The sequence below is a fragment of the Desmospora activa DSM 45169 genome (genome assembly GCF_003046315.1).
Lineage (GTDB): Bacteria > Bacillota > Bacilli > Thermoactinomycetales > DSM-45169 > Desmospora > Desmospora activa.
The window spans coordinates 1,802,117-1,822,421 of the sequence record NZ_PZZP01000001.1; the positions used below are offsets into that span (position 1 = coordinate 1,802,117).

Annotated in this window: 20 protein-coding genes, 1 pseudogene and 1 other annotated feature; of the genes and pseudogenes, 2 read left to right on the forward strand and 19 right to left on the reverse strand. The window is 50.9% G+C overall.

Annotated features, from left to right (window positions below; translation table 11 throughout):
• Positions 1 to 23: 23 nt before the first annotated feature.
• The 7 genes from C8J48_RS08755 to C8J48_RS08785 form a co-directional block, all read right to left on the reverse strand.
• Positions 24 to 1,310, reverse strand: coding sequence for a dihydroorotase (locus C8J48_RS08755; protein ID WP_425430453.1), 1,287 nt, complete (start codon positions 1,308 to 1,310; stop codon positions 24 to 26).
• Entirely contained in the window at positions 1,307 to 2,233 is a 927-nt protein-coding gene (locus tag C8J48_RS08760; protein WP_107725977.1) for an aspartate carbamoyltransferase catalytic subunit, read from the reverse strand. Before C8J48_RS08760 ends, C8J48_RS08755 begins: the two co-directional genes overlap by 4 nt.
• Positions 2,234 to 2,689: 456 nt before the next feature.
• On the reverse strand, positions 2,690 to 4,054 hold the full coding sequence (uraA, locus tag C8J48_RS08765) for a uracil permease (RefSeq protein ID WP_107725979.1): 1,365 nt from the start codon (positions 4,052 to 4,054) through the stop codon (positions 2,690 to 2,692).
• Between the two features lie 135 nt (positions 4,055 to 4,189).
• Positions 4,190 to 4,720, reverse strand: a complete 531-nt coding sequence (pyrR, locus tag C8J48_RS08770) for a bifunctional pyr operon transcriptional regulator/uracil phosphoribosyltransferase PyrR (RefSeq protein WP_107725981.1) — start codon at positions 4,718 to 4,720, stop codon at positions 4,190 to 4,192.
• A 176-nt stretch (positions 4,721 to 4,896) separates the two neighbouring features.
• A complete protein-coding gene (locus tag C8J48_RS08775; RefSeq protein WP_107727664.1) occupies positions 4,897 to 5,811 on the reverse strand; it encodes an RluA family pseudouridine synthase in 915 nt (304 codons plus the stop codon).
• 5 nt (positions 5,812 to 5,816) lie between these two features.
• Positions 5,817 to 6,308 (reverse strand): signal peptidase II, encoded by a 492-nt coding sequence (gene lspA, locus C8J48_RS08780; protein ID WP_107725983.1) that lies wholly within the window; start codon positions 6,306 to 6,308, stop codon positions 5,817 to 5,819.
• Positions 6,309 to 6,394: 86 nt separating this feature from the next.
• Positions 6,395 to 7,111: a TraR/DksA C4-type zinc finger protein gene (locus C8J48_RS08785; protein ID WP_107725985.1), complete on the reverse strand. Its 717-nt coding sequence runs from the start codon at positions 7,109 to 7,111 to the stop codon at positions 6,395 to 6,397.
• Positions 7,112 to 7,498: 387 nt separating this feature from the next.
• Between C8J48_RS08785 and C8J48_RS18730 the strand changes: the two genes are divergently transcribed.
• Both C8J48_RS18730 and C8J48_RS08795 read left to right on the forward strand, forming a co-directional pair.
• Positions 7,499 to 7,666 carry a hypothetical protein gene (locus tag C8J48_RS18730; RefSeq protein WP_170105313.1) on the forward strand — a complete coding sequence of 56 codons (168 nt, stop codon included), beginning with the start codon at positions 7,499 to 7,501 and terminating at the stop codon, positions 7,664 to 7,666.
• Between the two features lie 459 nt (positions 7,667 to 8,125).
• Positions 8,126 to 9,520 carry an MATE family efflux transporter gene (locus C8J48_RS08795; RefSeq protein WP_107725990.1) on the forward strand — a complete coding sequence of 465 codons (1,395 nt, stop codon included), beginning with the start codon at positions 8,126 to 8,128 and terminating at the stop codon, positions 9,518 to 9,520.
• Between the two features lie 237 nt (positions 9,521 to 9,757).
• On the opposite strand, the gene ileS is transcribed toward C8J48_RS08795, so the two are convergent.
• The 12 genes and pseudogenes from ileS to spoIIGA all read right to left on the reverse strand — a co-directional run bounded on the left by ileS (position 9,758) and on the right by spoIIGA (position 20,116).
• Entirely contained in the window at positions 9,758 to 12,514 is a 2,757-nt protein-coding gene (gene ileS / locus C8J48_RS08800) for an isoleucine--tRNA ligase (protein WP_107727665.1), read from the reverse strand.
• 39 nt (positions 12,515 to 12,553) lie between these two features.
• Positions 12,554 to 12,783 (reverse strand) — a binding site (T-box leader).
• Positions 12,784 to 13,001: 218 nt separating this feature from the next.
• Positions 13,002 to 13,667: a DivIVA domain-containing protein gene (locus C8J48_RS08810; RefSeq protein WP_107727666.1), complete on the reverse strand. Its 666-nt coding sequence runs from the start codon at positions 13,665 to 13,667 to the stop codon at positions 13,002 to 13,004.
• 24 nt (positions 13,668 to 13,691) lie between these two features.
• Positions 13,692 to 13,862: pseudogene (locus C8J48_RS08815) on the reverse strand (DivIVA domain-containing protein); the annotation flags it as partial.
• Positions 13,863 to 14,006: 144 nt separating this feature from the next.
• Positions 14,007 to 14,783: a YlmH family RNA-binding protein gene (locus tag C8J48_RS08820; RefSeq protein ID WP_107725994.1), complete on the reverse strand. Its 777-nt coding sequence runs from the start codon at positions 14,781 to 14,783 to the stop codon at positions 14,007 to 14,009.
• Between the two features lies 1 nt (position 14,784).
• A complete protein-coding gene (locus C8J48_RS08825; protein ID WP_107725996.1) occupies positions 14,785 to 15,060 on the reverse strand; it encodes a YggT family protein in 276 nt (91 codons plus the stop codon).
• A 4-nt stretch (positions 15,061 to 15,064) separates the two neighbouring features.
• Complete coding sequence (locus C8J48_RS08830; RefSeq protein WP_342748250.1) at positions 15,065 to 15,472, reverse strand: cell division protein SepF; 408 nt, start codon at positions 15,470 to 15,472, stop codon at positions 15,065 to 15,067.
• 74 nt (positions 15,473 to 15,546) lie between these two features.
• Positions 15,547 to 16,236, reverse strand: coding sequence for a YggS family pyridoxal phosphate-dependent enzyme (locus C8J48_RS08835; RefSeq protein WP_342748235.1), 690 nt, complete (start codon positions 16,234 to 16,236; stop codon positions 15,547 to 15,549).
• The gene (gene pgeF, locus C8J48_RS08840; RefSeq protein ID WP_107726001.1) at positions 16,233 to 17,069 is read right to left on the reverse strand and encodes a peptidoglycan editing factor PgeF; all 837 of its coding nucleotides are present in this window, start codon (positions 17,067 to 17,069) and stop codon (positions 16,233 to 16,235) included. The genes C8J48_RS08835 and pgeF overlap by 4 nt, the downstream gene beginning before the upstream one ends.
• A 60-nt stretch (positions 17,070 to 17,129) precedes the next feature.
• Positions 17,130 to 17,435 (reverse strand): YlmC/YmxH family sporulation protein, encoded by a 306-nt coding sequence (locus tag C8J48_RS08845; protein WP_107726003.1) that lies wholly within the window; start codon positions 17,433 to 17,435, stop codon positions 17,130 to 17,132.
• A 139-nt stretch (positions 17,436 to 17,574) separates the two neighbouring features.
• Complete coding sequence (gene sigG, locus C8J48_RS08850) at positions 17,575 to 18,348, reverse strand: RNA polymerase sporulation sigma factor SigG (RefSeq protein WP_107726006.1); 774 nt, start codon at positions 18,346 to 18,348, stop codon at positions 17,575 to 17,577.
• Between the two features lie 105 nt (positions 18,349 to 18,453).
• Positions 18,454 to 19,176 (reverse strand): RNA polymerase sporulation sigma factor SigE, encoded by a 723-nt coding sequence (gene sigE, locus C8J48_RS08855; RefSeq protein ID WP_107726008.1) that lies wholly within the window; start codon positions 19,174 to 19,176, stop codon positions 18,454 to 18,456.
• Positions 19,177 to 19,207: 31 nt separating this feature from the next.
• The gene (spoIIGA, locus tag C8J48_RS08860; protein ID WP_107726010.1) at positions 19,208 to 20,116 is read right to left on the reverse strand and encodes a sigma-E processing peptidase SpoIIGA; all 909 of its coding nucleotides are present in this window, start codon (positions 20,114 to 20,116) and stop codon (positions 19,208 to 19,210) included.
• Between the last annotated feature and the right edge of the window lie 189 nt (positions 20,117 to 20,305).

The window sequence follows — 20,305 nt, forward strand, 5'->3', positions numbered from 1 at the left end:
TTGATTTCTTCTCTTTTAGCTTTTCAATCCTGATCTTCCCGCCAAATCACACGCCCTTCCACTAGGGTCATCACCGGCCAGCCCTGTACCTTCCAGCCGGAAAAAGGAGTGTTCTTCCCTTTGGAGAGAAAGGTTTTGGGGTCGATTTCCCTTTCTTGCTCCAGGTCGATCACTGCGATATCCGCGACGGCGCCCTCTTTTAGCACCCCCCAGGGCAAATTGAAGCAATCTGCGGGAATGCGGGTCATTTTATCCACCAATTCTGCCAGCGTTAACTCACCATTTTGTACCAGGTGGGTATAAAGCAGCGGAAAAGCAGTCTCTAATCCAACAATGCCAAAGGGAGCTTCCGTGATGGGGCGCTCTTTTTCTTCTGTTGTATGTGGGGCATGATCCGTCGCGATAAAATCGATGGTGCCGTCTTTTAACGCCTCCAGCAGCACCTGCCGATCCCGGGCACTGCGCAGGGGAGGGTTCATTTTATAAGCGGGGTCTGGTCCGGGAATGTCGGTATCACACAACAGCAGATGATGAGGGCTTACCTCTGCCGTCACCCGCTGCCCTCGTGCCTTCGCTTCCCGGATCAGCCACACCGACGACTCTGCACTGACATGGCAAACATGATAATGAACTCCGGTATCCTCCGCCAATAAGATATCCCGTCCCACATGGATCGCTTCCGCTTCCGGCGGGATTCCAGGCAAGTTGTGTTTGCGAGCAAATTCCCCTTCATGGACACAGGCACCAGGGATAAGCAGATCCTCTTCCTCGCAGTGAGCCACCAACGGCAACCCCAACCGAGCGGCTTCCCGCATCGCCGCCTTCATCATACGCGGACTTTGTACACCGACCCCATCATCGGAAACCGCAAACGCTCCCGCTTCTTTTAACGCCGCCATATCTGTTAGGCGATCCCCAGCTAGCCCTGTGGTAATGGCCGCGATCGGCAGTACTCGCACACCGCTGCCGCCGGCACGGTTGCTGGCCAGGATGCGTTCCACCACTTCCGGGCTGTCGGTAACGGGAGCGGTGTTGGGCATACAGGCGACAACGGTATATCCACCTCTGGCGGCTGCACGGGTACCGGTGGCAATCGTCTCTTTTTGCTCAAAACCCGGTTCACGCAGATGGATATGAAGATCGATCAAACCAGAAATGATCAGTTTTCCTTTTACATCAATCACTTCTTCACCAGGGTCCACTTCCAATTGCGAAGCAATCGCTATGATTTTCCCGTCCCGAATCCGAATATCGGCAGGAGAAAGTTTCCCTCCATTCCCGATCACTTTTCCATTTTTTAATAGGGTCATCGCCATCTTCCTCCTTCTATCGCTCGTTCCAGTACCGCCATCCGAATCCAAACCCCGTTGGCCATCTGTTCAAAAATCTTGGAGCGTGGATGTTCCACCAACTCATCTGCAATCTCTACACCGCGATTGACGGGAGCCGGGTGCATCATAACGGCATGAGGCTGCATCGCCTCCAGCCGTTCCGGTGTCAAGCCATATGCATGGCGATAGACGTCCGGAGATGAAAATAGAGTTTCACGATGCCGTTCCAGTTGTACCCGTAACATCATCACCACATCCGCTTGTTGGATCGCCTCATCCACCGGTAGATAAGGGGCATTCTCTTCCAGGGAGGGGTTCCGCATCGATTCCGGCCCTGCCAGGATGATTCGGGCTCCAAATGCTTTTAGCGCCCAGTAATTGGAGCGTGCCACCCGACTATGGCGAATATCGCCGATAATGGCTACGGTCAGCCCTTTTAACTCCCGAAAGTGTTCCTGCATGGTAAACAGATCGAGGAGGGCTTGTGTCGGGTGGCCACCATTCCCTTCACCAGCATTGACCAGAGAGACCCCTGGGTTCTCCCAAGCCATCTCCGCCAGTGTACCGACCCCCGCATGGCGCACCACCACCACCTCCGCCCCGATCGCAGACAAGGTGCGCAAGGTGTCATAGAAAGATTCTCCCTTTACCGTGCTGGAGGTTTCTCCGTCGAGATCAATCGTCTCCATTCCCAGCCGTTTTTCCGCCACTTCAAAGGAGACGCGGGTACGGGTGCTGGGCTCTAAAAACCAATTGGCGACAAAGCGCCCTTTTCCCGTCTGAAACCAGGCTTCCGGATGATCGCGCCAGTAAGCAGCGCGTCCAAAGAGCGTTTCCATCTCTTCCACTGTCAGTTCATCCGTATCGATCAAATGACGGCGACCCACTTTTGTTTTCAACATGACTTCTCCTCCCTCCGATTAAAAGAAACTCCTTCCCGTTTGCGGGGAAGGAGTGAAGAAGGCAGCGGCTCGTCCGTCGTCAAACAGCCGAGATGACGAGGATTCACATGCCGATGATCCGCCAAAAATCACTTTCAGCGGTTCGTTTCCTTCCCGGCCTCACGGGACCGGCTGTTAAAGGAACTATTTTGATTTAAGCCTGTTATAGCCATGTTTCGGATATAGGCGGAGGGATTATTGAATCTGCGTGCTCTTGCTGTTTGCAAAGAAGGGGGAGCTGTCCGCTCCAGCCACCAGCGAGAGCTGCAAAACTCGCTGTCGCTCAAACAACTTGCCCGCTTTTTCCCACCCTCGGCGGCTACCGCTAAGCAGCACAGCAAAGGCACTTCGCTTTCAAAAATCCCTTCCATTATTCAAATGCTCAACAGACTGGGTTTGATCTTCATTTATCATTTATTAAGCAACCTGTTCCATCACTTCCTGCTCAGCATCCCGGTTGGCGGGCAAAATCAGGTTGAGCACAATTCCAATCACGGTGGCCAGTGCCATTCCTTCCAGCTCCAAATGGATGCCATTAAACTTGAGGGCAGCACCGCCTACCCCAATCACCAATACTACCGCTGCAATCACCAAATTGCGCTTATCACCAAAGTCAATTTGGTGTTCCACCATCATGCGTAAACCCGCCGATGCGATCACTCCAAACAATAGAATCGAAACCCCGCCGATCACCGCCGGCGGAATTGTTGAAATCAGTGCGGATAACTTGCCGACAAAGGAGAAGAGGATCGCCACCACCGCTGCCCCGCCGATAACATAGACGCTAAAGATGCGGGTCATCGCCATCACGCCGATATTTTCACCATAGGTGGTATTGGGGGGAGCACCGATCATGGCTGCCAGCGAAGTGGCAACACCGTCACCTAAGATGGAGCGGTGTAGGCCTGGATCTTTGGCCAGATCCCGGTTCATGATGTTGCTTGTCACCATGAGATGGCCGATATGCTCCGTCAAAGAAACCAAGGCGACCGGCACAATCACCAGCGCTGCCGTCCATGATACCGTCGGTGTCGTAAAGGTGGGTAACGCCAACCATGCCGCTTCCTGAACCGGCGTAAAATCGACCAATCCTGCCATTACTGCTACCCCATACCCGCCGACAATGCCGACAAGAATCGGTATCAGGTTGAGAAAGCCGCGGAAAAACAGGCTGGCGATAACGGCAAAGGCCAGTGTGGCCAAGGCGATACTAAAGTGTTTAAGCGAGTATGTTTTGACTGTTACCGTACCGGCGGCTTCATTCACCTGTTCCACTGTTCCCGGAAGGGCTTGAAACTCTTCTACCGTATCCGGCAACGGTTGTGTCACCTGTTGCGTGCTGGCCATATCGATGGCAGTCGCCGCCAGAGCCAACCCGATCACAATCACGACGGAGCCGATGACAACCGGTGGCAACAGATAATGAAGCCAATCCGAGCCAAAGCGCACAATGACCAGAGCAACAACTCCATACAGCACCCCAGCCAATAAACAGCCAAAGAGTGCAGCGCCCACACCTTCGATTTGGGAAACCGTAATAATCGGTACGATAAAAGCAAAAGAGGAACCGAGGTATGCAGGCACTTTCCCCCTGGTAATGATTAGATAAGCCAGTGTGCCGATCCCGCTAGCCAACAGCGCCATCGCCGGCTGCAATCCGGTCAACAGCGGCACCAGGATGGTCGCACCAAACATCGCAAACAAATGTTGAATACTGAGAGCGATCCATTTCATCGCTTGTGGTTTTTCATGAACATCTAAGACAATCTGGTTTTTTGCCATCATCACGCCTCCTCTTCCCATAAAAAAACCTCTCCACCTTTACCGGCAGAGAGGCCTGGGCGCACCCCTATGAAGGCATGCGCTTGCTTGGCGTTCCCTTGCCGGTCTCACGGGACCGTCTTTAAAGGGTTCCTATTACTCGCTTTTTATCCATACATGGTCGGCGGAGTCATGCTCCTCCACCTTCACCTGAATGATCTCGCTCTTAGAAGTGGGAACATTTTTCCCCACATAATCCGCCCGTATCGGCAGTTCGCGATGGCCTCTGTCCACCAACACTGCCAACTGAATCATGTGTGGACGTCCCTGATCGATGATTGCATCCATAGCCGCCCGGACCGTGCGGCCGGTATAGAGCACATCATCGACAAGGATCACCGTCTGACCGTGGATATCCACCGGCAGCTGTGTCGTTTTTACCTCAGGCTCCTCCGCTTTTTCCGTCAGATCGTCGCGGTATAAGGTGATATCCAATTCCCCCACCGGCACATCCTGTCCTTCGATACGGCGAATGCGCTCGGCCAAGCGTTCCGCCAAAAAGATGCCGCGGGTGCGAATCCCGATCAAAACCGTATCTTCTACTCCCTTATTCCGTTCGATAATTTCATGGGCGATCCGGGTTAAAGCTCGTCGAATGGCCGCTTCATCCAAAATCGTTTTTTGCATGCTGTTTTCCCCCTCTCATGAAAAAACGCCTCCTGCCCACAGAAAGGCAAGAAGCGCACACGTCTTCCTCATTGATGCCAACGGCACGTACCCTTGCCAGCCTCTCTGGACTGGTTTAAAAGGTCTGATTCAGTTGCAATCATTATGGACCAGAACCGCGCTTTTGTCAACCGTATTTATGAATGACGCAATTGTGCAGTCAACTTCTGCATATCCTGCGGCAATGGCGCTGTCAACCGAATTTTCTCCCCGGAACGAGGATGGATAAAACCAAGCGTTTCCGCATGCAAGGCTTGACCTTGAATGGAGAAGCGATGCGATTGGTTGCTGTATAAAGGATCGCCCACTAACGGATGACCAATATATTTCATATGCACCCGGATTTGGTGGGTACGCCCGGTTTCCAGGCGACAGGCGATCTGGGTCGCCCTGGGAAACCGCTCCAGCACTTTAAAATGAGTGATCGCAGATTTACCGTTTTTATGCTCTACTGCCATCCGTTGACGCAAGCGGGGATCGCGCCCGATCGGAGCCTCAATCTGCCCCTGATCGTGAGAAACATTTCCATGCACCAGAGCGATATAGCGCCGTTCCACCTGATGATCCTTCAACTGGGCGGTCAAAGATTGGTGCGCCATATCGTTTTTGGCGACCATGATCAAACCAGAGGTATCCTTATCGATGCGATGGACGATTCCCGGACGATATACTCCGCCAATCCCCGATAAATCATCACAGTGAGCCAACAACGCATTAACCAATGTGCCGGAGGGGTTGCCCGGAGCTGGGTGGACCACCATCCCACGCGGTTTGTTTACCACCACAACATCGGCATCCTCATACACAATATCCAACGGGATCGCTTCCGCATCCACCGTCATCTCCACCGGTGGAGGTACATCCACCTCCACCGTCTCCCCTGCTTGCAGGCGGTGATTCCCTTTTACAACAGAGCCGTCCACCCGGATTCTCTGTTGGCGGATCCAGGATTGGACGGCTGTACGGGACCAGTCGGATTTTCGGTCAGCTACAAACTTATCGAGTCGTTGGCCGGCGGTATCGGAAGTAACAACAAAACGATCATTTTGCACCGTACTCAAGAGCGCTCCCCCGCTTCGCCTACGACCGCATCCTGCTCTTCCGTTTCCGCTTGAGGATTTCGTAACGTGATCCAGATCATAATCCCCACACCGATTACAATGGCGGAGTCAGCCACATTGAAGATCGGATAGTTAATGAGGCGAAAATCGAGAAAGTCCACCACTTCACCCATTCGCACTCGATCGATCAAATTGCCGATCGCCCCGGATAAAATCAGTGCCAGGGACCATCCCATCAACGGCTCCCGCCCCTTCAACCGGATCAAATAAACAATAATCCCGACGATAACGATTGACGTCACCGTAATAAACAACCACTGCTGATCCTGCAGAATCCCAAAAGCCGCACCTCTGTTGCGGTGGGAGGTGATATAAAAAACGCCATCCCACAAAGGAATCGACTCATATAAACTCATCCGGTGCAGGATGAACCACTTGCTAATCTGATCCAATAACAGCACAACGGCGGTGATAAAAAAATAGCGCAATGTTGTCCTCCCCTCCGTCGCAGACAATCGAACAACCTTCCTCTTCCAGAATTTTATTGTAGCATAGGAGGGTATCGTTAACAACTTCAATCCCGCTCCGGCGCCCGTTTCTCCTCTTCATCCTCCTCTAAGCGTCGGGATGCTTCCCCGCGGTTAATCGCAGCGGTTTGCTCCGTCGGCCGTCCATCCAAATCCGCCAGTGCCACCGCTTCCACATCATCGACATAGCCCCGCCGTTCATCGGGTTCTACTCCCAATTCATTGTAATTCTCGCCGTCACGCTGAAAATCGGGAGGGTTGGATGTTCCGTATCGTTCTACATCCTGCCATGCATCTTCTCCATCCCAAGATACGCGCTTATGCTCTTTCCCCTCTAAGAAATCGCGTCCAAACGGTGGACGTGTCACATCCTCCTCCGCCGGACGCCGGTTGGAGATATCGCGTTCTCGCTGATGCTCGATACAGTAGGCTGTCTCCGGTACCGCTTCTAGTCGTTCATAGGGAATCTCCATTCCACAGACAGCACAAATCCCATAATGACCTTCCTCCATGCGCAACAGCGCCATCTCCACTTCTTCCAATTGAACTTCACTCTCTTCATTTAACGCGATATCTTTTCCACGTTCATACAACTCTGTTCCCACATCGGCGGGATGATTATCATAACCGGACAATTCCCCGATGGAATCGTTCATCCCGGTTTCCAAACCAAAGTGGTGGTTATCTGTCAGCTTTTTTTCGAGGCGCTTCTTTTCTTCCAGCAGGTGTTGTTTTAATTTTGCCTGTTGCTCTTGTGTCAACATCCTTTATTCCCCCTCTGTCTTACTCACTCCCCACTGGATTTAATCAGTGTATCGTCACCGCTTACACCAACCTCCTCCAGTAACGGAAAATCGAATAACCATAGGCTGTCCCAATCCTAAAAATGTTATTGAAGTAGACTTACCTCCTCCTGAAAATCAAGTCTGTCAAAGTAAAGCTCATTCAGCGCCCGCTTAAGCGCTTGTTTTGTTTTCTCGTTCATTTCATCCCGAATCTGTTCTTAAGATGTTGTACAGAGTAGTACCTAAATCCATTTTCCAATTATTACATATAACACAGCGAAAACTCATTGACACCGACATCAAAGCAGAGTAGAATTAAAACTGCCTTTGAAATTCATGACATTTCTGTGAAAGGAGGTCGTCGTTATGTTAATGCAATTGGATTTCACTCAACAGGGGATTGGTATGTCTGTTGGCGCTTTTATCAAAGGCAATGCCCCAATGACATTGGCAAACGGATTTGGCGGGAGTGGTCTGTCCATTTTCAGCTGTCCCGATCGGCGACCTTCGTGCAGGGGAGCAACGCTCTCTTAATCCACCTTGATGTGGTAACAGCACCGCAGGTCGTATCCGGCCTGCGGTTTTTTGCTGCCTTTTACGGATGAGCAAACCAACACCGCAGACCGGTATTCGGCCTGCGGTGTTTTTTACACCCTTAAACGGTGATCCATCCTCTCTGGAGGATCTGTCAACCCCTGCGTATTTCTACTTTTAGTTCTAGGAGGTTTTTTCAATGAATCAGCACCCCTATTTTCTGGAGCAATACCAAAAAGAGCGAAAGCGTACCCTGGAGGCTTACCTGCGTGAACCCCGTCATTTCCGCCCTTCGCTCTTCCACCGAATACGTAAGGGGCTTGAGCGTATGCTCCGCCGGCCCCAAACACTAAAATGTCGTATAAAAAATGGCATCTAAAAAAAGGATGCCAATACCTTAAACTGGTGATAGAATCCTACTGATGAAGAATTTTTCGTCAAACGAAAGGGTCGGACATCATGCAAGCAACCACCACAATCAAAGGGAAATGGAAACAATTTTTAACTGTACTCACCCCAATGTTAATCACCCAAGTCGGATTATTTGCGATGAAATTCATCGATACGATTATGGCGGGAAACGCAGGAGCGTCCGATTTGGCCGGCGTCGCCATCGCCACCAGCCTCTGGCTTCCTTTTTACACCGGAATCGCCGGCATATTGATGAGTATTACACCAATCGTCTCCCAACTGGTGGGTGCGAACCGCCAGAAAGAGATCCCTTCTACTGTATTCCAGGGAATTTATCTCGCTGTCATCATCGCTTTGGTCATTCTAGGTGTCGGGGTGCTTGTGGCCGACCCAGTGCTAAGCCTAATGCAATTGGAAGAAGAAGTTTACCGCGTCGCCAAAGGCTATCTGATCGCCCTGGCCTTTGGGATCGTTCCCTTGTTTCTCTATAACGTCTTACGCTATTTTATCGATGCATTGGGACAAACCCGCATCTCCATGTTTATCATCCTGGTGGCACTTCCTTTTAACGCCCTGTTCAACTATGTGTTCATATTTGGCCAATGGGGAATGCCGCGGTTGGGAGGAATCGGGGCAGGTGTAGCCACCGCTCTCACCTATTGGTTTATCGCGGCGATCGCATTGTTCATCGTCATCCGTTGGCAGCCCTTCTCCGCTTTCGCCATTTTTCAGCAGCGACCTCGTATTTCCCTTGCGCACTGGAAAGAAATGTTGACAATCGGGGTGCCGGTCGGTTGTGCCATCTTTTTTGAAACCAGTATTTTTGCTGTTGTCACCCTGTTTATGAGCGCCTTTGATACCATCACAATCGCGGCACACCAAGCGGCCATCAACTTCGCTTCGTGGATGTATATGGTCCCCATGGGCATCGGCACCGCACTTACCATTTTGGTCGGCTTTGAGGTCGGTGCCAACCGACTGCAAGACGCCAAACAGTACAGCATTATGGGAATCGGTACCGCTGTCGCCTTCTCCCTCTTGTCTGCTGTATTGCTGTGGGTGTTTCGAGCGGAAGCGGCAGCATTGTATTCAACCGAACAAGCGGTGCGAACCATGACACAACAATTTTTGCTGTATGCGATCTTCTTTCAGTTGTCCGATGCCCTGGTCACTCCGATTCAAGGAGTGCTGCGAGGGTATAAAGATGTCAATTGGACCCTCTTTTTAACCTTGATCTCGTTTTGGGTGTTTGGAATCCCGGTTGGTATCCTCTTAGCCAACTATACCGCCTTTGGACCCTTTGGCTATTGGATGGGTTTAATCAGTGGACTGGGTGTGGGTGCCATCGGTTTATGGGCACGGTTGATACTGGTTCAGCGGAAGTATTCCAATCAAGCTGGACACGAACAGCCTTCCACCTGTCGTAGTCAAAACGTTCTTTGAGGTGATAATCGACTCATCGGTTCGGACTTATGCCGTCACAAGCACAATTGAAAAGTCGTGAGTCCGCAGGATCGCTGGCATTATTGAGCATCTCAGTTTACCAGAATGCAACACGTTTCTGCTTATAAGCTTATTAGTCACCTAAAAAACCTCCATTCCTACATACCGGAATGGAGGTTTTTTGCAAATGCCGTACACCCTTAGATGGACACACTACTGCACTTTAAGGGGATTCCTTTATGCACGATCACCATCTCCATGCTCCTGTACAATCGAAACACAGCGTTCACATAGATCGGGGTGGCTTTCATTTTGTCCGACGGTGGGGGTGATCATCCAGCAACGCTGGCATTTGTCGCCTTCTGCCGGTTTTACGTTTACCTGAAGTTGATCGCCGTCACCTTGTGGCGGCAACAGCCGGACAGCGGAGACGATAAACAGTTCTTCCAGGTTGGAAACGTCCTTCAGCAACTGGTGCTGCTCTTCGGATGGTACCAACTCAACTGCGGCACCCAATGAGTTACCGATAACTTTTTGTGCACGGGCTTCCTCCAGGCCTTTAAGCACCACGTCCCGCAGTTGTAACAACTGATCCCACTTCTGCTCCAGCTCCTGATCCAGATACTCTACTTTCACCTCAGGGAAATCCGTCAGCTGCACACTGATATCGTCTGCCCCCGGGACATATTTCCACACTTCTTCAGTGGTGTGAGGGATAATCGGGTTTAGCATCCGTACCAACGCATGCAAAATCTCCAGCATCACCGTTTGTGAAGAACGGCGTTTGGGGTCTGCCTCTGCTGAAACATACAGCCGATCCTTCAACACATCCAGATAGAACTGGCTTAGGAATACCGTGCAAAAATGATGAACCGCCGCATAAACAGTGTGGAATTCGTAGTTTTCATAGGCAGGGGTAACCTGTTCCACCAACCGCTGCAATCGAATTAAGGCATAGCGGTCGATCTCATCCAATTGCTCCAATGGTACCCGATCCACTACTGGATCAAAATCGCTGAGATTACCCAGCAGAAAGCGGAAGGTGTTGCGGATTTTACGGTATACCTCGGCGATCTGTTTCAAAATATCATCGGATACCCGCACATCCGCCTGATAATCCACCGATGCCACCCACAACCGTAAAATATCGGCGCCATAGGTTTTCATCACCTTAAGCGGGTCAATGACATTGCCGATTGATTTGGACATTTTGCGCCCTTCCCCGTCCAAGGTAAACCCATGGGACAGCACACCTTTGTATGGTGGCTTTCCTGTAGTAGCGACAGCAGTAGATAGAGAAGAATTGAACCAGCCCCGGTACTGATCGGAACCTTCCAGGTAGATATCCGCCGGCCATGCCGTTTCTTCGCGTTGTTGCAGTACAGCGGCATGGCTGCTGCCGGAATCAAACCAGACATCCATGATATCTGTCTCTTTGCGGAAGGTCTGGTTGCCGCATTCGGCACAGGTCGCTCCCGGATGGAGAAGTTGCTCCACATCTTTGGCAAACCAAGCGGAGGAGCCCTCCGCGGCAAAAATAGCGGCAATATGGTCAATCGATTCATCGGTGATATGAGGATGGCTACATTTTTCACAATAGAAGATGGGCAACGGCACTCCCCACACCCGTTGCCGGGAAATACACCAATCTCCTCGATCCGCAACCATATTGTGTAGACGCACTTCTCCCCAGGCAGGAATCCACTTCACCTCGCGGATCGCCTCTAGCAATTGTTGGCGAAAGCCGTCAATTGAGGCAAACCATTGCTCTGTCGCCCGGTAAATAACCGGCTTTTTTGTGCGCCAGTCATGGGGGTATTGGTGAGTGAGAAAGGTTAGCTTCAACAGATAACCGGTTTCATCCAATTTAGCGGTAATCGCTTTATTGGCCTCTTCATAGAAAAGTCCTTCAAAGCCAGGAGCCTCAGCCGTCATTTTTCCTTTTTCGTCAACCGGGCATAAAACCCCTAAGTTATATTTCTTGCCCAGTTCAAAGTCTTCCGCTCCATGGCCCGGTGCCGTGTGTACACAACCAGTACCGGCATCCAAGGTGACGTGGTCTCCCAGAACAAGGGGACTTTCTCGGTCATAGAAAGGATGGCGACAGATCACATCGGATAGTTGCGAGCCTTTAAAGGTCTCTCCTTTTTGATACTCCTCGATTCCTGCCAATTTCATCACGGAATCGACCAATTCCTCCGCCATCAACCACTGCTGCCCACCGGTTTTGACCAAGGTGTAGGTAAAATCGGCATGGATTGCAATGGCCAAGTTCGCCGGAATCGTCCAAGGAGTCGTCGTCCAGATAACGACAAAAGCATCTTGCGGCAGGATTCCGTTTCCATCCTTTACCGGGAATTTGACATAGATGGAAGGGGATCGTTTATCCATATACTCGATTTCAGCATCGGCAAGTGCTGACTCTGACGACGGGGACCAATAGATGGATCGATACCCGCGATAGATGTGTCCCTTCTTCACCATCTCACCAAAGACGCGCACTTGCTCCGCTTCATATTTCGGTTTCAATGTTACATATGGGTTCTCCCAATCACCCCGTACACCCAAGCGCTTAAACTGTTCCCGTTGTTTATCGATAAAGGACCAAGCGTAATCCTCACAATGCCGACGGAATTCAACAGGGTCCATTTTTTTGCGATCTACTTTCTTTTTGGTGGTAACGGCATGCTCAATTGGCAGACCGTGTGTATCCCATCCTGGAATATAGGGAGCATCATATCCTTGCAGCGAGCGAAAACGGACGATAAAATCTTTTAAGATTTTATTCAACGCGTGACCAATATGGATATCGCCGTTGGCGTACGGAGGGCCATCGTGGAGGATAAATTTTGGTTGTCCTTGTCGTCGTTCCAATACCTGTTCATAGATTTGTACCTCTTCCCACCATTTTTGCATCTCCGGTTCCCGGTTGGGGAGGTTCCCCCGCATGGGAAAGTCGGTCTGCGGCAGGTTGAGTGTTTTTTTATAATCCATATCCCCTACTCCTTCCATCATAAAAAAACTCCTCTATCCCAAAGGGACGAGAAGTTACCCGCGGTACCACCCTGATAAGCCTCTACGCTGAATGCGTAAAGAGCCCACTTTTCATTCGTAACGGGAATGACGCGGTTCTCCCTACTCCTTTCACGTTTCAGGAAAACAGCTCCCGGGTGATCTTCGACAGGTGCTTGGACCGGGCTCCCACCTTCCCCGGTTCGCTGAACCAATGCTACTCTGTCTACTCTCCCGATCCTTGCCTACACATGTTTGCTTTTACCACTCTCCCTGCATACGCAGGGGATTTCCCACAGGGACTTCCTTCGGTCGCTTGGGTGATCTCCAGTAGTCCAGTGAGTTCCTAAGCGAACCGTAAACCCCACGGTAAAATAGCGCTTTGTCACTATAACTAGACCAGACCTACTGCCTTTTGGTTTGCCTTTCAGTCTAGCCATTGACAAACTGTCACATACGTGCAAGAGGATTAGAACATCGCTTTCCGCTTCATTTTACGGGAAGTACGACGCAATTCCCGGCGAGGCTCGTCCTCTTCTTCCATATAAGAAGCCTCACTATCATCCATAGACGCGTGCGTGTTATAACTGTCCGTATGACTGTAATCCTGTTGGTGAGAACGGCCTTCCATTGCCAGTTGTTGCGAATCTTGCTCACTGTATTGCTCCAGCTGTTCCCCCACTTCTTCCAGCCCTTCTTCCAGTTCTTCGAGGGATTCCCAATCGGAGTTGTCCAAGATATCCAGATGGGACTGAACCAATGTGCGGAAACGGGCACGGTACACTGTCGCTTTTTGCTTCAGATCCAACAGCTCACTGTGAATGGCACGCGCTTTTTGCAGCGCTTCATTAATAATCCGATCCGCATTTTTCTCCGCTTCCTGAACGATCAATTCCGCTTCTTTCTTAGCGTTTAAGCGCACCTCTTCCGCAACTTCCTGCGCCACACGAATCGATTTGTGAATGCTCTGCTCCATCGAAGAGAGTGTAGCGGATGAGAGGGGAGCGGGGGCATTCTGAACCGGGGCCGGAGGTTCTGGAGCTTGGTAACGTTGCTGAACAGCCGGCGGTTGTGGGGCGGTATGTTGTGGTTGCGGTTGTTGCGGTTGGGGCGGTTCATGATGCACCGGCGCCATCTCCTGCTCTTCCAGCGCTTGCTCCAGTTCTTGCTGCAACTCCTCAACCTGTTGTTCCAGTTGTTGTTTCTCTCGAATCAGGAATTCAAAATCCTTGATAATCTGATCGAGGAAGTCGTTCACTTCATCTACATCATAGCCGCGAAACGAGCGTTTAAATTCTTTGTTGTGTATATCCAAAGGACTAAGCGGCAAGATTGACACCTCCTCAAAGGATTGGCTTCGCCATCTTTATTCTACAATGGTAGCAAAATTCCTTCCACATGGCTACTGCTGTTTCAAACCGCTCAAGAGCGGAAAGCATAAAGTGGCGAAGCAAAACGAAACGATGTTCTCTTCCTACAAGTATCGAATCAAATTTAACAAGAAACGCCCTTTTTTGGAAACACCCAATTTTTCCCACACCTGAATTCTTCCGAATCCTCGCAGGGAAATCATATCTCCCTCTGCCACGGTTTCAGCGGGGTTTTCTGTCGATTTCCAGTTGATTTGTGCCTGTCCATTTTTAATGATGGCTGACGCCCGGGAACGGGAAAGGCGGAAACCTTCCGCCAACACCGCATCCAGGCGTAAGGAAGCCACCGATACCGATGCCGTTTCGGTAGAGATGGTGGGAATCGTTAGCTCCCCACGGTCGATCCTGTTGACCGTAACGGAATGACGACCGATCCGTTGCAATTGGGAAACGATAAAGTCGCCCAGCTCCACAGCCACAATCACTTGGCATCTACCCTGTAAGGGAAGAATATCCCCCAGCTTGTCCCGTTTTAAACCTAAACCCAGAAGAGACCCCAACACGTCAGGATGGCGTAGGTCACGATCACGCTCTGCTGGCTCTAAATCCAGGTAGATTAAGCCGTGATCCGCATCTTCCACATAGGGCGGATTGATTCGCATCCGCTGACGCTCCGCTCCCTCATATCCGCCATCTGTCGTTATCGCTAAATCGGAGTGACGATTGATCAACATCTGTGCTACCCGTTGTTCCCGCGGATTAAGGAAAGGGGTGAGCACAGACTGGTACCGCTCTTCCGCCAATATACTCCAATCCAGCACCCGCTCCGCCAACACCTTTTCTTCCGGTCGGAAATGGTGAAACCATTCTTCCTTGGCCACTTCAGAACATCCCGAACAACAGGGTAATCACAAATATGAGCCCACTTTGAATAAAGTGAAGGGCGATCAGCGCAACAATCGGAGAAATATCAATCATCCCCAATGGCGGAATAAAGCTGCGAAAGATTGACAGATACGGTTCAACCAATCGGCCCAGTACCGTGGCGATCGGAGAATCCCTCCCGTTTGGGAACCAAGAGAGGAGGATATATCCAAAAATCATAAAGCGGTATATATTGACCAGCATCACTGTGACATCCAACACTATGCTTTGCATTGCTTCACCTCAAAATATCATTCGCATCATCTGCTAACAAATCGCTGATCGATCCTTGAATATCGACATTGGCGGGGGTACACATAAAAATGTGAGATCCTAATTTTTGGATGGTCCCATTAAGAGCGTAGACTGTACCGCTGAGAAAATCGACTATCCGAACCGCATGCTCTTTGGGGACCCGCTGCAGGTTGACGATGATCGGACGGTGGTTTTTCAAGTTATCGGCAATATCCTGAGCCTCATCATAAGAGCGGGGCTCAGCGAGTACGACACGAATGTTTTTCTGGGTATGCAGCGAGACTACTTTCCGCCGCCCCCCTGCGGAAGAAGGTTCGGCAGGTTCCTGTGTATAATCCCGGTACTGCTCTTCCTCTTCATTGATTCCGAAGAAACCCATCATGCGATCCATTAATCGCAAACCAACCACCTCCTTATCATCACCATCATGTGCAGCAGTTCACTCCATTGGATGCACCGATTCGTTTAATCTTGCCGCCCCACCAACACGGAACCCAAACGGAGAAAAGTGGCTCCCTCTTCAACGGCGATGGAATAGTCACGGGACATCCCCATCGATAGGTGGGGCATGTCCAAACGCAGATCATCCAAACTCCGCAGTCGTGCCTGCAACGATTTTAATTCCCGGAACACCGGTCGTGTCTCTTCGGGCTTCTCCGTCAGTGGGGCCATCGTCATCAGCCCCACCACTCGGATAAATGGGAGTTGCACAATTTCCCGGGCAAACTCTGGCAACTCTTGCGGTACGACTCCCTGTTTATTGGCCTCGCCGGAAACATTCACCTGGATAAAACAATGCATGGGCGTTTCCGCTTCTCCAGCTCGTTTGTTCACTTCCTCAGCGAGAGAAAACCGATCCAGGGAATGCAGGTATTGAAAGCGACCCGCCACCTGTCTTACCTTATTCCGCTGCAAACGCCCGATAAAATGCCAGACCCCGCGATCCCCCAAAGCTTCCCACTTGGGGACCGCCTCTTGTGCCCGACTCTCGCCAATATGGACCAATCCGGTATCCAACGCTTCCCGTGTCCGTTCCTGATCTACATATTTGGTTACCGCGATGATGTTGACATCTTGGGGATCTCGGTCCGAACGACGGCATGCTTCCCGGATCTGTCGCTGTACTTGATCCCACTGCTGCTGGATTGTTATCATCCCAGTCGCTCACCCTTTCTTATCCCGATAAAAGCCACCATCCGTCCCGTTCTCCTTCGATCGCGCCGGTGGGAATGGAAATACTCCGGGTGACAACTGGTACACCATCCGGTTACTGCCACATTCTCTTTTTGCAATCCCTCCGCCAACAACAAGCGTCGGTTCACCTCACGTAAATCTAACATCCATTTACCCAAGGTTGCCGGTTTTAACACCATATCCGCCTGATCCCGCAAAACTTCCCTTACCGGAGCAGCCACCCGCTCATCCACTTCATAGCAACAACCACCGATAGAAGGGGCGATCGCTGCCCGAATTCGATCCCGCTCCGCTCCCATTCGTACCAGCTGACAAACCATCAATGGACCAATTTTGCCGACGGTTCCTCGCCAGCCGGCATGGGCCACACCTACGGCATCAATATCAGGGCTGTAAAACAGGAGTGGCACACAATCCGCATAAAAGGAGGCGAGCAAGATGTCCGGCTCTCGGGTGATCAACCCGTCCGTCTCCGCCAATGCTGACTGGCGGGATTCCCGTCCTCTGCCCCGGTCCCCGGCCTTCACCTCTTGGATGTGGACACCATGCACCTGCTCGGCACAAGTCCAAGCGGCAAAAGGCAACTGCAACGTTTCCATCAATTGCTGTCGATCAGCAATGGCGTTCTGGGGATTTTCTCCCACATGAAGGGCGTAATTACAACTGTTGGGTATCTTTAAAGATTCGCTGTCCCGTGCGCTCATCCCTGCCACCACATGCGAAAACTCCCGTTCCCAGGGAGCCACTGTGAAAAAAGGGACAGATGCATCGGTTTGAAACTGAAAGGGTTCCATCGTCTTCCCTCCCGTTTATCAGTTTACCACAGCCCCATGGGGAGACAAGGGATTTGTCCATTATGATCCTTCATTCGGCGGTTGGATTAACAACGGTTGCGGCTCGCTGTCCTGTTCTGATGAATGGCGGGCGGAGTCCAGTCTCACCAAAATGACATCAGAACCGATCTTCACGATTTGATTCCATGAAATCACCCACTCCTTTCCTCCGGTCCACAATCCGAACAGGCGCGTTTCCCCCGGCACCATCAGTGCCCGAATGCGCCCGGATCGCAAATCGATATCCAAATCATGAATTTGCCCCAATTTCCGTCCGTCGCCAACATTGACGACATCTTTCGCTTGTAAATCCGAGATTTTAATCATGAGGACCACCTCAATTTTTTATGATTGCTTCATTTATATGGAGAACTTCCTCCATTCATTTCAGCTTGTCAAAAAAAGAGGACAGTCCAAAGCAGCAAAACGAAAAAAAGCCACACCCAACGGTGCGGCAGGGGAATTCCTATTCGATAAACTTGTTCATCTGCTGGATCGCTGCTTTCTCCAGTCGGGAAACTTGCGCTTGGGAAATTCCAATCTCGTCCGCCACCTCCATCTGCGTTTTCCCTTCAAAGAAACGCATGGATAAGATCATTTTTTCCCTGTTGTTCAGCTTGCCCATCGCTTCCCGGAGGGCGATCTCCTCCACCCAGCTCACATCTTTGTCATCGGACAGTTGATCCATGACGTAAATGGGATCGCCTCCATCCTGAAATATCGGTTCAAACAGAGAAACAGGATCTTGAATCGCATCCAGCGCGAAAACCACTTCCTCTTTTGATACACTTAACGCCTCTGAAATTTCGTTAATGGTGGGTTCGCGCGAGTGGCGATAAGTGAGTGTATCTCTCACCTGCAACGCTTTATAGGCGATGTCGCGCAAGGACCGGGATACCCGAATCGGATTGTTGTCCCGAAGATAGCGGCGAATTTCGCCGATAATCATCGGTACTGCATAAGTGGAGAACTTCACGTTTTGGCTCAGATCGAAATTATCGATCGCTTTCATCAAGCCGATGCAACCCACTTGGAACAGGTCGTCCACATTTTCCCCGCGGTTGTTGAAGCGTTGGATCACACTTAACACCAGACGCAGGTTTCCGTTTACCAGCTTCTCTCTGGCGGAGCGATCCCCTTCTTCCTGCAGGGAGCGGAATAGGGCGCGCATTTCCTCATTTTTGAGGACCGGCAATTTTGATGTGTCCACTCCGCATATTTCCACTTTGTTTCGCGCCATGGATTCCCCTCCTACGGATACGTTACTGTCAAGTATCTCCTTTGGAGGTGAAATTATAATCTTAATCAAAAAAGCAACAAGCTGCCGAAACCGGCAGCCCGTCACTTAAACCATTTTATTAAATTCTTTGCGAAGTCGTTTGATAATTCGTTTTTCCAGGCGGGAGATATAGGATTGAGAGATTCCCAACAGATCCGCCACATCTTTTTGTGTCTTTTCTTCGCCGCCGTTGAGACCAAAGCGGAGCTCCATAATCTTCCGCTCTCGCTCCGATAATTTCAGTAAAGCGGTGCGTAGGATTTTGCGATCCACCTGATCCTCGATGTTGCGGTAGATTGTATCGTTCTCCGTTCCCATCACATCGGACAAAAGCAACTCATTGCCATCCCAGTCCATGTTGAGCGGTTCATCAAAGGAAACTTCGGAACGTATCTTGTTGTTGCGGCGCAAAAACATCAAGATTTCATTCTCGATACAGCGAGAGGCGTAAGTAGCCAACTTTATCTTCTTTGTAGGATCAAAGGTGTTGACCGCCTTGATCAACCCGATCGTTCCGATGGAGACGAGATCTTCGATGTTTATGCCCGTATTTTCAAACTTTCGAGCAATATAGACGACCAAGCGTAGATTCCGCTCAATCAACATCGCCCGCACAGCGGTATCACCGTTGGGGAGTTTATCCAAAAGGTGTGCTTCTTCCTCCCGCGTTAGTGGGGGAGGCAACGCTTCACTCCCGCCGATGTAATAGATCTCTTCCCCTTTTAGTCCGATCTGGATCAAAATCCGATACCAGAGCAGTTGCAGTGCCAATTTCCACTTGACTACCATGGCTCGTTACCTCCTCTTATCAGATTGATCCTCATCCCGCCACCTGCATCGCCGCTGGATGAAGAATCGCTTGATAACTACCATCCGAGGACAACCTGCCAGTATCCAATCCGATCAACACCTGCCCCGACTCCACCCATGTCCCTTTTTGATGCACATCCACCCGATCCGGTTTAAAGGCCAACAGCATGCCGCCGTCACCAGCCGCTCCACGGTAGGGAACCAACCGTACCCGCGTCAGCCAAGCTGGTGGCAACCCCTCTCCGAGCGTATTCCAATCTTTGCTTTTGGCCATCTGAATCACCTCAGGAGGTAACACATTCGCCAGTCGACCGATTTCCACCATCATCACCGGAGTGCGACTGATGGGATCGCGAAGTTGATTGCCTGTATCGATCAGACCGACAAATTCCAACCGTACTCCCGCAACCGTAATCGCTACCGTGGTTAAGTATTCGTGCATCACTTGACGATCCTGCAACGATCGAAACGATACCCGCGTATAAAACCAGACGAAAGGAAATGCAGCCAACACAAACACCCACGAAACGGGCGAACCCCAACCGGAGGCGTAACTGATAAATAGACCACCACCGGTTTCCAAACCGGCACCCAACAAGTAGTGGAGAGCGAACATTCCTCCACCGGTGACAAAGGAGATCAAGTAAAAGGTACCCAGATTCCGCAAAAATGCCAACGGAGCCCGGAACCCCATCGCCACTGTGACCATGAGAATGGACACAAGCAGTTTCCCGCCAAATGTATAGGCTAACGTCAACGGTTGCCACAAGTGCCAGACCGCATAAATCGCCCCAATCACCGCTGCCGCCGCGATCCGCCAAAAAGGCGTTCGCTGGCGCCGGATGGCCGCGGTCAACCACAGGATCAGCCCGTCGATACATAGGTTGAGCAAAAAGACCATATCGGCATATACTACCATTTTTAGGTCCCTTTCCCGTCAAGGTGTCCCCAGTATATCTCAATCAATTTTCAATGTCTGTCTAAACTTGCTGCTTGTGCAGGACTTTTTTTGTCAAAAATCGATGAAAAAAAGAACTAACCCAAACGGTTGGTTCTCAGATTAATGATAGTGTGGGCCCGGGTCTCGATTTCCATCTTCCCTTCATCA